This window comes from Rhodococcoides fascians A44A (assembly GCF_000760735.1).
Classification (GTDB): Bacteria; Actinomycetota; Actinomycetes; order Mycobacteriales; family Mycobacteriaceae; genus Rhodococcoides; species Rhodococcoides fascians_E.
Genome location: NZ_JMEX01000005.1, coordinates 147,291 through 160,751 on the forward strand (window position 1 = coordinate 147,291; position 13,461 = coordinate 160,751).

Annotated in this window: 14 protein-coding genes; 13 read left to right on the plus strand and 1 reads right to left on the minus strand. The window is 64.8% G+C overall.

The window, feature by feature from the left end; translation table 11 throughout:
- The 8 genes from BH95_RS04615 to BH95_RS04650 form a co-directional block, all read left to right on the plus strand.
- On the plus strand, positions 1-420 hold a 420-nt coding region (locus BH95_RS04615), incomplete at its 5' end, for a PaaI family thioesterase (RefSeq protein WP_371828306.1).
- A 48-nt stretch (positions 421-468) separates the two neighbouring features.
- Positions 469-1,767 (plus strand): DUF6986 family protein, encoded by a 1,299-nt coding sequence (locus tag BH95_RS04620; RefSeq protein WP_033188822.1) that lies wholly within the window; start codon positions 469-471, stop codon positions 1,765-1,767.
- Between the two features lie 95 nt (positions 1,768-1,862).
- Entirely contained in the window at positions 1,863-2,495 is a 633-nt protein-coding gene (locus BH95_RS04625; RefSeq protein WP_052059969.1) for an urease subunit gamma, read from the plus strand.
- Positions 2,495-4,216, plus strand: coding sequence for an urease subunit alpha (locus BH95_RS04630; protein ID WP_020113199.1), 1,722 nt, complete (start codon positions 2,495-2,497; stop codon positions 4,214-4,216). The genes BH95_RS04625 and BH95_RS04630 overlap by 1 nt, the downstream gene beginning before the upstream one ends.
- 23 nt (positions 4,217-4,239) lie before the next feature.
- Positions 4,240-4,869, plus strand: coding sequence for an urease accessory protein UreF (locus BH95_RS04635; RefSeq protein WP_037181887.1), 630 nt, complete (start codon positions 4,240-4,242; stop codon positions 4,867-4,869).
- Between the two features lie 63 nt (positions 4,870-4,932).
- Positions 4,933-5,625: an urease accessory protein UreG gene (ureG, locus tag BH95_RS04640; RefSeq protein ID WP_020113201.1), complete on the plus strand. Its 693-nt coding sequence runs from the start codon at positions 4,933-4,935 to the stop codon at positions 5,623-5,625.
- Positions 5,615-6,292, plus strand: a complete 678-nt coding sequence (locus BH95_RS04645) for an urease accessory protein UreD (protein WP_033188823.1) — start codon at positions 5,615-5,617, stop codon at positions 6,290-6,292. Before ureG ends, BH95_RS04645 begins: the two co-directional genes overlap by 11 nt.
- Positions 6,289-6,672 (plus strand): ArsR/SmtB family transcription factor, encoded by a 384-nt coding sequence (locus tag BH95_RS04650; RefSeq protein ID WP_037181244.1) that lies wholly within the window; start codon positions 6,289-6,291, stop codon positions 6,670-6,672. Before BH95_RS04645 ends, BH95_RS04650 begins: the two co-directional genes overlap by 4 nt.
- 28 nt (positions 6,673-6,700) lie before the next feature.
- Here BH95_RS04650 and BH95_RS04655 read toward each other — a convergent pair whose 3' ends face one another.
- Complete coding sequence (locus BH95_RS04655) at positions 6,701-8,110, minus strand: NAD(P)/FAD-dependent oxidoreductase (RefSeq protein WP_020113204.1); 1,410 nt, start codon at positions 8,108-8,110, stop codon at positions 6,701-6,703.
- A 285-nt stretch (positions 8,111-8,395) separates the two neighbouring features.
- On the opposite strand from BH95_RS04655, the gene BH95_RS04660 reads away from it, so the two are divergent.
- The 5 genes from BH95_RS04660 to BH95_RS04680 all read left to right on the plus strand — a co-directional run bounded on the left by BH95_RS04660 (position 8,396) and on the right by BH95_RS04680 (position 13,453).
- The gene (locus tag BH95_RS04660; protein ID WP_037181247.1) at positions 8,396-10,294 is read left to right on the plus strand and encodes a hypothetical protein; all 1,899 of its coding nucleotides are present in this window, start codon (positions 8,396-8,398) and stop codon (positions 10,292-10,294) included.
- Positions 10,291-10,524: a hypothetical protein gene (locus tag BH95_RS04665; protein ID WP_037181248.1), complete on the plus strand. Its 234-nt coding sequence runs from the start codon at positions 10,291-10,293 to the stop codon at positions 10,522-10,524. The genes BH95_RS04660 and BH95_RS04665 overlap by 4 nt, the downstream gene beginning before the upstream one ends.
- Positions 10,521-10,934, plus strand: a complete 414-nt coding sequence (locus BH95_RS04670) for a hypothetical protein (protein WP_037181250.1) — start codon at positions 10,521-10,523, stop codon at positions 10,932-10,934. The genes BH95_RS04665 and BH95_RS04670 overlap by 4 nt, the downstream gene beginning before the upstream one ends.
- Positions 10,931-12,256, plus strand: a complete 1,326-nt coding sequence (locus BH95_RS04675; protein ID WP_037181252.1) for a hypothetical protein — start codon at positions 10,931-10,933, stop codon at positions 12,254-12,256. The genes BH95_RS04670 and BH95_RS04675 overlap by 4 nt, the downstream gene beginning before the upstream one ends.
- A 162-nt stretch (positions 12,257-12,418) precedes the next feature.
- Positions 12,419-13,453, plus strand: coding sequence for a substrate-binding domain-containing protein (locus BH95_RS04680; RefSeq protein WP_441347084.1), 1,035 nt, complete (start codon positions 12,419-12,421; stop codon positions 13,451-13,453).
- Positions 13,454-13,461: the final 8 nt, after the last annotated feature.

Genomic DNA, 13,461 nt, shown 5'->3' on the forward strand with positions numbered 1-13,461 from the left:
GCGGAGATGACGGAACTCTGCGCGCAGGGTTTCGACGGCGCAGTCGGACTCGTGTACACCGAAGTGTCCGCAGACCGCGTACGCGCAACGTGGGACGTGACGCCGAGGCTGCACCAGCCGGCCGGGATCATGCACGGCGGCGTCCTGTGCTCCGTCGTGGAGTCGATGGCCAGTATCGGGGCGAGCGTCTGGCTCGGTTCGCGCGGACACGTCGTCGGCGTGAACAACAACACCGACTTCCTGCGGGCATCGAGAGAGGGAACCCTCGTCGCCGAAGCGCGTCCGATCCATCGCGGTCGCACCCAGCAGTTGTGGCAGGTGGACATCACCAACGAGGCCGGAAAAGCCGTCGCGCAGGGCAAGGTTCGATTGGCCAACATCACCGACACCGCAGCACTCGGCCACGGAACCACCGAGTGAAGACCGGACGAGCCGCACCATCGGTAGGCGTTCTGGGACACTGACACGGTGAGCAACGCACCCATCTCCGGATCACCCGACGACCAGAACGAGTCCGCGCGGCAGCGAGCACGCTTGTCCGACGCTGCGCTCGACCGCATCGAGTCGATTCTCGGTCCCGTCGACGACGCTCTCGCCGCAGATTTCCCCGGTGACCGGATCGGTGGGCAGCCCATCCACACGATCTACGTAGCCGCATCTGCGGCCGGGGTGGACATTCCGGCAAGGTGGGGACAGCAGGCGCTTAGCCTGATCGACGAGAACCAGGAGGTGTTCGATTCGATCGACTCGGTCGGTGTGCTGCCGCGCGTTCGAGAAGCGTTGGCGACGCGCCCGATTCAAGATCTGCGCATCGACTTCGAGGACGGCTACGGCTGGCGTGCGGACGAGACCGAGGACGCACACGCCCGCGAGGCGGGACGAATTCTCGCATCCCTGGCTGCCGACCCCTTGGGCCCGCAGTGGTGCGGAATCCGCCCCAAGGGACTGGCACCGCACGAACGCCGCCGGGGTATCAGGACTCTGGAGCTGGTTCTCGACGGAGCCGGGGGAGTGCCGTCGGGATTCGTGTTCACGGTGCCCAAACTACGAGCTGCCGAGCAGGTCGACGCAGTGGTCGCTCTGTGCGAGGAGATCGAGCGAGCGCATGGACTTCCGGACCGAGCGCTTCGATTCGAGCTTCAGATCGAGAGTCCTCAGGCCGTCGTCGGCAGCGACGGGACCGCAACACTCGCGCGTGCCCTGGGACGCGCGGACGGTCGGTGCACCTCACTGCACTACGGGACGTACGACTACAGCGCGGCATGCGGAATCACGTCCGCTCAGCAATCCCTCGAACATCCGGTGGCGGATCACGCGAAGGCGGTGATGCTGGCAGCCACGGCACAAACGGGGATCTGGGTGAGCGACGGCTCGACGCAGGTGGTTCCGAGTGGGACACCGGCCGAGGTCGACAGCGCCATCCGGCGCCACGCCGGCCTGGTCACCCGATCCCTCGAGCGCGGCTTCTATCAAGGGTGGGACATGCACCCGACCCACCTCGCGACGCGATGGACTGCGACGTTGTCGTTCTTCCGGTCGGCGATGCCGACGGCCGCGTCGCGGGTTGCGGCGTACCTCGACACAACGTCGGGCGGCATGATGGACGAGCCTGCCACCGCTCAGGCACTGGCCGCGGTCCTCGTTCGCGGTCTGGATTGCGGGGCGGTCGACGCCGCCGAGCTCGAGTCGCTGTCACCTCTCGTCACTCGGGACGTTCTGCACGGACTGCTGGCTCGTACCGTCGGCGGGCCTTCGGCCCAGTCGTAGCGGTCGGCCGGCCGTACCCTGCCGCAAACGAGCACACGTGCCAGAATGTCCGGTACTGCCTGCGTCGGGCAGGACGGGTTACGGATGGAGATCGAATGCGGCTGACTCCGCACGAGCAGGACCGGCTGCTCCTCAGTTACGCAGCCGAATTGGCACGTAGGCGTCGTAGTCGAGGTCGGCTGCTCAATCACCCGGAAGCAGTCGCGCTCATCACCGATCACCTTCTCGAGGGCGCACGCGACGGAAAATCCGTTGCCGAGCTCATGGCATCGGGGCGCGAGGTCCTGTCGGCCGACGACGTCATCAGCGGAGTTCCCGAACTACTTCCCGAGGTTCAGGTCGAAGCGACGTTCCCCGACGGCACCAAATTGATCACCGTCCATGAACCCATTTCTCCGAAACGGGGTGACGGGCATCTGATTCCAGGTGAAGTCCTCACCGAGGACGGCGTCATCGAACTGAACGAGGGTGCTGACCTCGTGACGCTCGAGGTGGTCAACACCGGTGATCGTCCGGTGCAGGTGGGAAGCCACGTCCATTTTCCCCAGGCGAACGAGGCGCTGTCGTACGATCGCGCGCAGGCGCACGGACGACGGCTGGACATTCCCGCCGGCACTGCGGTGCGGTTCGAGCCCGGCATCACCATGACAGTCTCACTCGTTCCTCTCGGCGGAAGCCGAGAAGTGTACGGACTGAGTTCGAATCCTCCCGGAAAGCTCGATGCCTGATGGCCCAGCTCAGTCGTTCTCGATACGCGCAGTTGTTCGGCCCCACCACAGGTGATCGAATCCGGTTGGCGGACACTGACCTTCTGATCGAAGTGACCGAGGACCGAAGTGGTGGTCCAGGACTGGCCGGGGAAGAAGCAGTCTTCGGCGGCGGGAAGGTGATCCGCGAGTCGATGGGGCAGTCGCGCGCAACGCGGGCCGACGGAGCCCCCGATACCGTCATCACGGGAGTCGTCGTCGTCGACTACTGGGGAATAATCAAGGCGGACATCGGTATTCGCGATGGGCGGATCGTCGCGCTCGGCAAGGCCGGCAACCCCGACACGATGACCGGTGTCCATCCGGACCTCGTCATCGGTCCGTCGACCGAGATCATCGCAGGCAACGGCAAGATCGTCACGGCCGGTGGAATCGACTGCCACGTGCATTTCATCTGCCCGCAGATCATGGACGAAGCGTTGGCGGGCGGAATCACCACCGTGATCGGCGGAGGAACCGGACCTGCCGAGGGCAGCAAAGCTACAACCGTCACCCCGGGTGCCTGGCACTTGTCGAGAATGTTGGAAGCACTCGACGGCTGGCCGATGAACATCGTCCTGCTCGGCAAGGGCAACACCGTCAGCACCGAAGCGATGTGGGAGCAGCTGCGCGCCGGCGCATCGGGTTTCAAACTTCACGAGGACTGGGGCTCCACTCCCGCTGCCATCGACGCGTGCCTTCGTGTGTGCGAGGACGCAGGCGTGCAGGCCGCTCTGCACTCGGACACACTCAACGAAGCCGGGTTCGTCGAGACCACCCTGGATGCGATCGCGGGTCGCGGCATTCACGCGTACCACACCGAAGGTGCGGGAGGTGGGCACGCACCCGACATCATCACCGTCGCGTCGTACGGGCACGTGCTGCCGAGTTCGACCAATCCCACTCGGCCGCACACGGTCAACACGCTCGACGAACATCTCGACATGCTGATGGTGTGTCACCACCTCAGTCCGTCCATCCCGGAGGATCTCGCCTTCGCCGAGAGCCGAATTCGGCCGTCCACCATCGCCGCCGAGGACTTGCTGCACGACATCGGAGCAATCTCCATGATCGGCAGCGACGCACAGGCCATGGGCAGGATCGGGGAGGTCGTGTTGCGCACCTGGCAGACGGCCCACGTGATGAAGAAACGACGGGGGTTCCTCCCCGGGGACACCCGCGCGGACAACAATCGTGTGCAGCGCTACATCGCGAAATACACGATCTGCCCTGCCGTCGCGCACGGTCTCGACGCCGAGGTCGGTTCCATCGAACCAGGCAAGCTGGCCGACCTCGTGCTGTGGGATCCGGCGTTCTTCGGTGTCCGGCCGCACGCGGTGATCAAGGGCGGGATGATCGCATGGGCGCAGATGGGGGACGCGAATGCGTCGATCCCTACCCCTCAGCCGGAGCTGCCCAGACCGATGTTCGGCGCATCACCCAAGGCCGCAGCAGCCACATCGGTGCACTTCGTCGCCCCTCAGGCGATCGAGGACGGTTTGGCGAATCGACTCGACTGCGACAGACGGCTGGTTGCGGTCGGGAACGTTCGGGCGGTGGGCAAGGCCGACATGCCGCTCAATGACGCGCAGCCCCGCATCGAGGTCGATCCCGATTCGTTCACCGTGAAGATCGACGGCGACGTCTGGACCGAGCAGCCTGCTACCGAACTTCCGATGGCGCAGAGGTACTTCCTCTTTTGAGCGCGGTCGTGCACGAAATCTCCATGATCATGTCGCTGGCGGATTCACGGTTACCTACCGGTGGTCACGTCCACTCGGGCGGCATCGAAGAAGCCATCGAACAAGGGCTCGTGCGGGACATCGACACCGTGGAAGCTTTTCTGATCCGTCGACTCAGGACCAGCGGTGCGGTGACGGCGTCCCTCGCGGCCGCGGTATGTGAGTCGGTTCTCGACGTGGACGTCGCCGAGGACGAATGCGACGCACGTATTCCGTCGCCGGCTGCGCGGGCCGCGTCGCGGGCACAGGGGAGAGGATTGCTCAGGCTCGCCCGTGCGAGTTGGCCGCATCAGCAGTGGGAGTCGGCACCGCGTCGACCCCACCTGGCCGTCGTCGCCGGTCTCGTCGGTCGCGCTGCGACACTGCCGGGCCAGGCCATCGCGTCGGTGCAGGTGTACACCACGATGACCGGGTCCGCGATCGCAGCACAGCGACTGCTCGCCCTCGATCCGTCGGACGTCGCGGCATGCACGTTGCGGCTCGCTCGCACCTGCGACGAGGTGGCGGACGAGGTGTGCGCCTTGCTGCCCACCTTGGTGGATCTGTCCGACCCGCTGCTCGACGTGCTGGCGGAGAACCACGCGGCGCGCGAGCGGCCGCTGTTCGTATCCTGAAGACCGACCCGTTCATTCGAACGACATCATCTGCATCACCGAGTCACGAAAGGCCGAAACACAATGCCTCCGCATCTCATCGACGGCGAGCCGCACGACCACAGCCTCGACCGACCGAAGCGCACTCGAGTCCCCGGCGAAGCACTCCGCATCGGTATCGGCGGTCCGGTGGGATCCGGTAAGACCGCTCTGGTCGCTGCGCTGTGCCGCGAACTGCGCGACGAACTGTCGCTCGGAGTGCTGACGAACGACATCTACACGACCGAGGATGCCGACTTCCTCCGTCGGCACGCCGTCCTACCCGACGAGAGAATCACTGCGGTTCAGACCGGCGGATGCCCGCACACCGCGATTCGCGACGACATCACGGCGAACCTCGATGCCATCGACGACCTCGTCGACGAGAACCCGCCACTCGATCTGATTCTGGTCGAGTCCGGCGGTGACAACCTGACGGCAACCTTCTCGTCCGGTCTCATCGACGTCCAGATCTTCGTCGTCGACGTTGCCGGCGGCGACAAGGTACCGCGTAAAGGTGGTCCCGGCGTTACCTTCTCGGATCTCCTGGTGATCAACAAGACCGACCTGGCGCCGTACGTGGGTGCCGATCTGGAGGTCATGCGAGGTGATGCGGAAAAGGTACGCGAGGGCCGACCGACCGCGATGATCTCCCTGACGGACGACCCGTCGGCATCGACAGTGCTCGAATGGGTCCGGGCGCGGCTGAAGGAGACGGCCGCGGCCGATGCGCACTGAGCTCGTCATCGTCGCCAGTGCCGAGCGCAGTCCGCGGATCATCTCGTCCGGCGGACTGTCCGGGCGCTTGACCGGTCCGGACACCGTACACATGATCGGCACGGCCGCAACACCTCTGGGCGGCGACGAGATGCGAATCCGCGTCGAGGTGGGAAAAGGTGCCAGCCTGGCAGTCCACAGTGTCGCGGCGACCCTGGCATTGCCGAGCGCCGCGACTACCGAGTCGCATTCGTGGTGGTCGTTCCACGTCGAGGACGGTGGCAGGCTGTTGTTCGACCCGGAACCCATGATCGTCGCGGCCGACGCGCGGCACCACTCGCGCACCGACGTTCGCTTCTCGGACTCGGGGGCGATCCACATCCGTGAGCGCATACAGATCGGCCGGGCCGGGGAGCGTGCAGGTTCCTGGTACGGCACAGTCTTCTCGGATGTCGACTGCGGCGGGGGCCGAGTCCGCCCGCACTTGCGGCACCGTGTGGAACTCGGCGTCGGCACATCGGGACACGACGTCATCTCCGCACCGATGGCGATGTCGAGCACCATCCGTTTCCCAGACGATCGCACTGCGGAAGCCGGACGATCGTGGGTTCGGATGCCACTGGCGGCCGGCGGCAGCCTCTCCACCGCAACCGGCAGCAGAATAGACACGCTAGCGTTGCCCACATGATGGACGGAGATGTGCGCAACGCGCAGTCGCCCGGCACTGCCCCGTTCGAACCCGAGCACGTGGAGCAAGCGCGCGCCGCGGTGGACGCGGTACACAATCTGGACGATTGGGTGCAGCGGTTCGATCTATTGGGTGATCCGACGCGGTTGCGCATTCTGCTCTGTATGCACCGCGCGCCGGGAATTTGCGTCACCGACCTGGCGCTTGCCCTGTCGATGACGTCGACCTCGGTCTCGCACGCGCTGCGCCTGCTCAGGAACGAGGGGTGGGTTGCAGTGCAGCGGGACGGCAAGAGGATGACGTACCGGCTCGACGACGACACCGTTCATCGCATGCTTCACGAACTCGGCGCCACCCATGCACATCATGTGCACGAGTGACGCCGAGGAGGAGTGACTGCAGACGGGGTCAGCCGGCTGCTTTCTGTTCTTGTTCCGCCCTGGCCTTGCGACCCGACTCGCTGTCGCCCGGACTTTCCGACGCTTCGATCGAATTGAGTTGTTCGATGGCCAACCTCGCGAAGACCTGCTGTTCGGTCGACGCCATCTGTGCGCGTCCGCGTCCGAGGAAGGTCACGAACCAGGAGATGACGGTGGTGATGCGACTGCGGTACCCGACGAGGTAGTACAGGTGCAGCGCGAGCCACATGACCCACGCGATGAAACCGCCGAACTCGAGCTTGCCGACCTTGGCGACCGCGTTGAAGCGCGAGACGGTGGCCATCGAACCCTTGTCGAAGTACTTGAAGGGCTGACGCTGACTCGGATCCTCGCCTTTGAGCGACGCCTTGATCTGCTTGGCCGCGTAGTTCGCACCCTGGATCGCGCCCTGCGCCATTCCGGGAACATCCTTGACCGACATCAAGTCACCGACGACGAACACGTTCGGGTGGCCCTTGACCGTGAGGTCCGGCTCCACGATGACGCGGCCTGCACGGTCGGTCTCGGACTCCGACTGGTCGGCGAGCTGCTTGCCGAGCGCGCTTCCCTGGACGCCGGCGGACCATACCTTGCACTGTGCTTCGATGCGGCGCGTCGTGCCGTCCTTCTCCTTGACGGTGAGTCCGTCGTTGTCGACGTCGGTGACCATCGCGTTGAGCTGAATCTCCACGCCGAGCTTCTCGAGCCGGTCCGCGGCCTTCTTGCCCAGTTTCTCGCCCATCGGTGGGAGCACAGCGGGGGCCGCGTCGAGAAGGATCACGCGAGCGTCGCGGGGGTCGATGTTGCGGAACGCCCCGTCCAGCGTGCGATCTGCGAGCTCGGCGATCTGGCCTGCCAGTTCGACTCCGGTCGGTCCGGCGCCGACGACGACGAACGTCATCAGTCGGTCGCGTTCTTCTTGGTCGTTGGACAGTTCGGCCTGCTCGAATGCGCCCAGGATGCGGCCGCGGAGCTCGAGAGCGTCGTCGATGGTCTTCATGCCCGGCGCGAACTCGGCGAAGTGATCGTTGCCGAAGTAGGACTGCTGCGCGCCCGCTGCGACGATCAGGCTGTCGAAGTGCGTCACCGTCACGCGCTCGAGGAGCTTGGACGTCACTGTCTTCGCCGACAGATCGATGTCGAGGACTTCACCCATGAGTACTTCGGCGTTCTTCTGCTTGCGCAGGATGACTCGGGTCGTGGGAGCGATCTCACCGACCGAGAGAATGCCCGTCGCGACCTGATAGAGCAGTGGCTGGAAGAGGTGGTGCGTGGTCTTGGCCACGAGGGTGATGTCGACGTCGGCCTTCTTGAGTGCCTTGACGCCGAAGAGACCGCCGAACCCGGAACCGATGACAACGACGTGATGGCGCTTCGATTCGACCGGTTGGATGCTCATTACCTGCTCCCTTGAAAATTAGATGTAGCTGCAACGGTAGTCGCCGCCGATCAGGGCGTCTCGGCAAGGTTCCCATGCGGCGGCTCGTCACGCCCGGCAGTTCGGCTCGTACACGCGGTGACCTGGGATGCGTCGACCCTCGATGGTTGCGGAAGCGGCAGGGTGTGTGGTGAGTGCGCTCTTGATCGCTTCAGAAGCGGATCCGATTCTGTGGCGGAACACAAGGAGTCGACGCGATTGGCCCAAAGCCTGGTTTTTCGGTTCCCTGGGGTTCATACTCTGACCATGTTCGAGATAAGTGTTACCGAGAGTAACCTCAACACGTCGGTCGTCACCGTCGCTCAGGGGAGCGGCGGTCAGGGCGGGGGAGCCGCACTCGACCAGGTCTTCGGTATGAGCGCCGCGGCGGGAGTGATTTCACTCGGCCTGCTCTACCTTGCCTTTCTGCACCGTACTCGCCGCATCACCTGGCTGGGCCGACTTGCGGACTACGCCGGCGCGAAGACCAACCTCCCCGGGTGGGCAGCTCTGCCGTTGGTGATGTTCATATCGACGATTCTGACCGCGTTCCTTGGCTTCATCTGGGACGTCAGCCTGCACATCGGACGCGGACGCGACGAGGGGCCGCTCGCCAACCCGGCGCACTACTTCATCCTGGTCGGGTTGTTCTTCCTGTTCATCGCTGGTGCGCTCGCGATGATCCTGCCTCTCGACGAGAAGCCCGGCCGCGCCGCGATCAAGTTGACCCGCACGTGGTACGTCCCGACCGGTGGAGTGCTCATCATGGGGGCCGGCCTGTACGCCCTCATCGGATTTCCTCTCGACGACATCTGGCACCGCATCTTCGGTCAGGACGTGACGCTCTGGGGACCGACTCACCTGATGTTGATCGGCGGCGCCGGACTGTCCCTCGTCGGTGTGATTCTGCTCGAGCACGAAGGTCGAATCTCCATGGGCTCGGACGCCGATGGTCCCGATCCGCGCTGGCATCGGAGTCCGGTCCTGACGTGGTTGTTGCGCAGCTCCGCGTTCGGCGGATTGCTGATCGGTCTGTCGGTGTTCCAGATCGAATACGACTTCGGCGTCGAGCAGTTCCAGCTGATCTTCCAGCCGATGCTCATCGCGGGTGCGGGTGCCTTCGCGTTGATCGCCGCCCGCTTGATGGTCGGGCCCGGTGCCGCGGTGTTCGCTGTGGCGTTCGCCGCCGTCGTTCGGGAAATCACCGCTCTGCTCGTCGGACCGGTGTTCGGGGAGCCTCACAATGTGTTCGCTCTGTACCTGGGTGCAGCGGTCGTCGTCGAGGTTATCGCGCTCACCCCGCTGGTGAAACGCCGTCTGCTGTTCGGTGCAGTCGCCGGCCTGGGAGTCGGAACCGTCGGAATCTGGGGCGAATCGCTCTGGGTCGACGCCGTTCATCTGTTTCCGTGGACATCGAGCATGTGGCTCGACACCCTGCTGATGACCGTCCCGGTCGGTGTCACCACCGGCCTCGCCGCGGGTCTGTTCGCGCAAGCGCTGACCGGCGACGGGCTGCCCGGACCGGCCGTTCGCCGAACTGTCGTGTTCGCGATGATTCTCGCCCTCGGTGGCACCGTGGCCAACGGCCTTGCCTTCGAGGTGCCTACGGACGCCACTGCGACAGTGCGGTTGACGGACGCGGAACCTGTGGACGGTTTCCGCATGGTGACCGCCGAGGTGGAGATCGATCCGATAGATCTCGTCAGCGACGACCCCGAATGGGTCTCGATTCTCGCGTGGCAGGGCGGGGGAGACACGCTACGCGGCTTGGTGGTCGACCGACTGGAGGCCACCGGACCCGGCACCTTCCGGTCCACGAAGCCGGTCCCGGTCGACGGCACATGGAAGACCGTCCTCCGCATTCACGACGGTCGCACCCTGACGGCGGCACCGGTGTTCATGGCGGCCGACGAGGGCATCGGAGCAGAGGAGGTGTCCGCCGACGCGTCGTTCACTCGTGACCTGGTCTCGGAGATCACGCTGTTGCAGCGAGAACGGAACTTCGACCATCCGACGTGGTTGTTCGCCGCGGCGTCGCTCGTCGTTCTCGTGTGCACACTGCTGTTGGTCTGGGCTCTTTCCTGGGGAACGGTGCGTATCAGCTCGGTGACTCCCCGAAACTCGCTGCGCACCTCGAGTGAGCACAGAACACCCAGTCGCACATGACAGTTCATCTTTCGAGCTCGCAAGACGTCGTCTACCTCGCGGATCACTCGGTCGTGCTGGCGCTGCCGGCTCTGATGCCGGCGTTCATCATCGTCGCAGTCGTTCTGTACATCGTCGCGAAGGACCGACGTGCGGAGAGAAACGAGAACGCCGAGAACGAATCCGCCGACTTGCCCGACCGGAGCTCGGACGACCTGCCCAAAGGCCACGACGATGGGAAGAAGAAATGAAGTACGGCCGCTGCGCCGCTGTGACGGGCGCTGCGATGTTGTTCCTCACTGTCGGATGCTCGTCCGCTTCGGACACCGGCAGCAGCACCGCGGCGACGTCCTCGGCCGCCGAGGCGTCCACGGTGGCCGATCCGCAACCTGTCGGCACGGTCATCGATGTCACCATCACGGGCGGTGACATCTCACCCACCAACGAGCGTCTGGACGCAGTCGTAGGTGAGCCCATCACGCTGCGGGTGAACAGCGACACGACGGACGAACTGCACATACATTCGGTGCCGGACCACACGTTCGAGGTGGAGGCGAAAGCCGAGCAGACCTTCGAGTTCACCGTGGACGTGCCCGGTTCGGTGGCGATCGAGCTTCATCACGCCGATCGCACCGTCGCGACGCTCGCTGTCAGGCCGTGATCCTCGCCCACGGGTTGGGCGGTTCCACCGATCTGCCCCTGCCGGTCACGTTCGTCCTGATCGGGGGAGCCTGGGCGTTGTCGATTTCGTTCGCCGTTCTGATCTTCGCTTGGCGCACACCACGACTGGATCCGCGCAGGCGGTGGGCCACCGTTCCTCCTACGGCGCAGCGTTTCGTCGATGCACCCCCCACTCGATGGACGCTGCGTCTCGTGGCGCTCGCTTTCTCGGTGTACGTAGGGTGGGCTGCGTACGCAGGGCCGGAAGATGCGACGAACGCGCTCCCCGGGGTGTTCTACGTTCTCCTGTGGGTCGGCCTGCCGATCGCGTCGGCGTTCCTGGGCCCGGTATGGCGCATTGTGTCGCCGGTCCGGACGATTCACGCGCTCGTGTGCAGAGCGCTACGCCGCCCCACCGCTACCGGACTGATCGAGTATCCCGCTCGGTTGGGTGCATGGCCTGCCGTCGTAGGGCTGTTCGCATTCGTCTGGCTCGAGCTCGCGTACTCCGATCCAGGTTCCGTGGACGCCATTCGGACGTGGTGTTCGGCGTACGCACTTCTGATGCTCGCCGGGGCTATGACGTTCGGAGACACGTGGTTCGACAACGGCGATCCGTTCGAGAAGTACAGCGACACGATTGCACGCCTGGCCCCCCTCGCCAGATCACCCGAAGGCCAGCTCGTGCTGCGAAATCCGCTCGACGGTCTACCGACGTTCCCGGTGCTTCCGGGTTCGGTGGGGGTCGTGGCCGTTCTCCTCGGATCGACTGCATTCGACAGTGCGTCGCAGCTACCGGCCTGGCGCAATGTCGTCGACGACGTATCGGGATCCAGCGGCGGGGCGGTCGCGTTCCGCACTGTCGGTCTGCTCGCCCTGGTGTCGATCGTGGGGGTCGCGTTCTGGCTCTGCTGCCAGGCCACCGGCGGAGTGTCCCGAACCGAACGTCGAGCGCTCCCGGGGGCGTTGGCGCATTCGCTCATCCCGATCGCATTCGGCTACGTGCTGGCTCACTACCTGACCTATTTCGTCGAGAAGGGCCAGAGCACCGTTCTGCTACTGACCGATCCGCTCGGTGACGGGTGGGATCTGCTCGGGCAGCAGGGGTGGGAAGTGTCCTACGTGTTGTCCGAGCACCCTGGCGTCGTGTCCTCGATCAAGGTTCTGTGTGTTCTGCTCGGCCACATCCTCGGAGTCGCCGCCGCCCACGACGCATCCCTGCGAATTCTGCCGCACGCCCACCGATTGAGTGGTCAGTTGGCTCTGATGGTGCTGATGGTCTTTTTCACCTTCGGGGGCCTGTTTCTGCTGTTCGGGGGCTGATTTCCGACCCGTCTCTTCTTACTCGAGCAACGAGTTAAATGAGCGAACTTTCTATTGTCAGGACAAATGCTTGACATTGGCGTGTGATCCGGATTACATATTGAGCGCAACATCGATTGGTTCACCCGTTCCATGGCGGAACGGCGTCGAGAAAGAGAATTGATGAAACTTCAGACGAGTCACGGCACAGGCCGACCAGGTTCACTCCGCGTGCTCCGTACCGGCGCCGTCCTCGGGTTGGCGCTGTGCGCCACCGTGGCTGCGGGATGCTCCAGCACCGGCGGTGCTCCGGAGAGCTCCGGCGGAGGCTCCAACGCAGGTACCGCCGACACACCCCGCGCGACCATCGCAATGATCACGCACGAAGTTCCCGGCGACACGTTCTGGGACCTGATCCGCAAGGGCGCAGAAGCCGCAGCTGCAAAGGACAACATCGAGCTTCGCTACTCCGCGGACCCGGAAGCTCCCAACCAGGCCAACCTCGTGCAGAGCGCCATCGACTCCGATGTCGACGGTATCGCCGTCACGTTGGCCAAGCCCGACGCCATGGCACCCGCCGTGGAAGCGGCCACCGCCGCTGGTATCCCCGTCGTCGCCTTCAACTCCGGCTACGACGCGTGGGAAGGTCAGGGCGTGCAGCAGTACTTCGGCCAGGACGAGACCCTCGCCGGACGCACGGCCGGTGAGCGACTCACCGCCGACGGCGCCAAGAAGGTCCTCTGCATCATTCAGGAGCAGGGACAGGTCGCCCTCGAATCACGTTGTGCAGGCGTCACGCAGGGCTTCTCCGGTGGCAGCACCGAGATCCTGAACGTCAACAGCAAGGACATGCCGTCCGTCGAGGCGACAATCACCGCCAAGCTGCAGCAGGACCCGACCATCGACCACATCGTCGCGCTCGGTGCCCCCATCGCACTGACCGCCGTTCAGTCGAAGTCCAACGCCGGCAGCGATGCCACCGTCGTCACGTTCGACACCAACGCTGCCCTCGTCGACGCCATCAAGGCCGGCGACGTCCAGTGGGCCATCGACCAGCAGCCTTATCTGCAGGGCTACCTCGCAGTCGACTCGTTGTGGCTGTACCTGAACAACGGCAACACCATCGGTGGCGGCACCCCGGTTCTCACCGGTCCCGCGTTCATCGACTCGTCCAACATCGACGCCATAGCCGAGTACGCCCAGAACGGAACTCGCTAGGCGCGCCG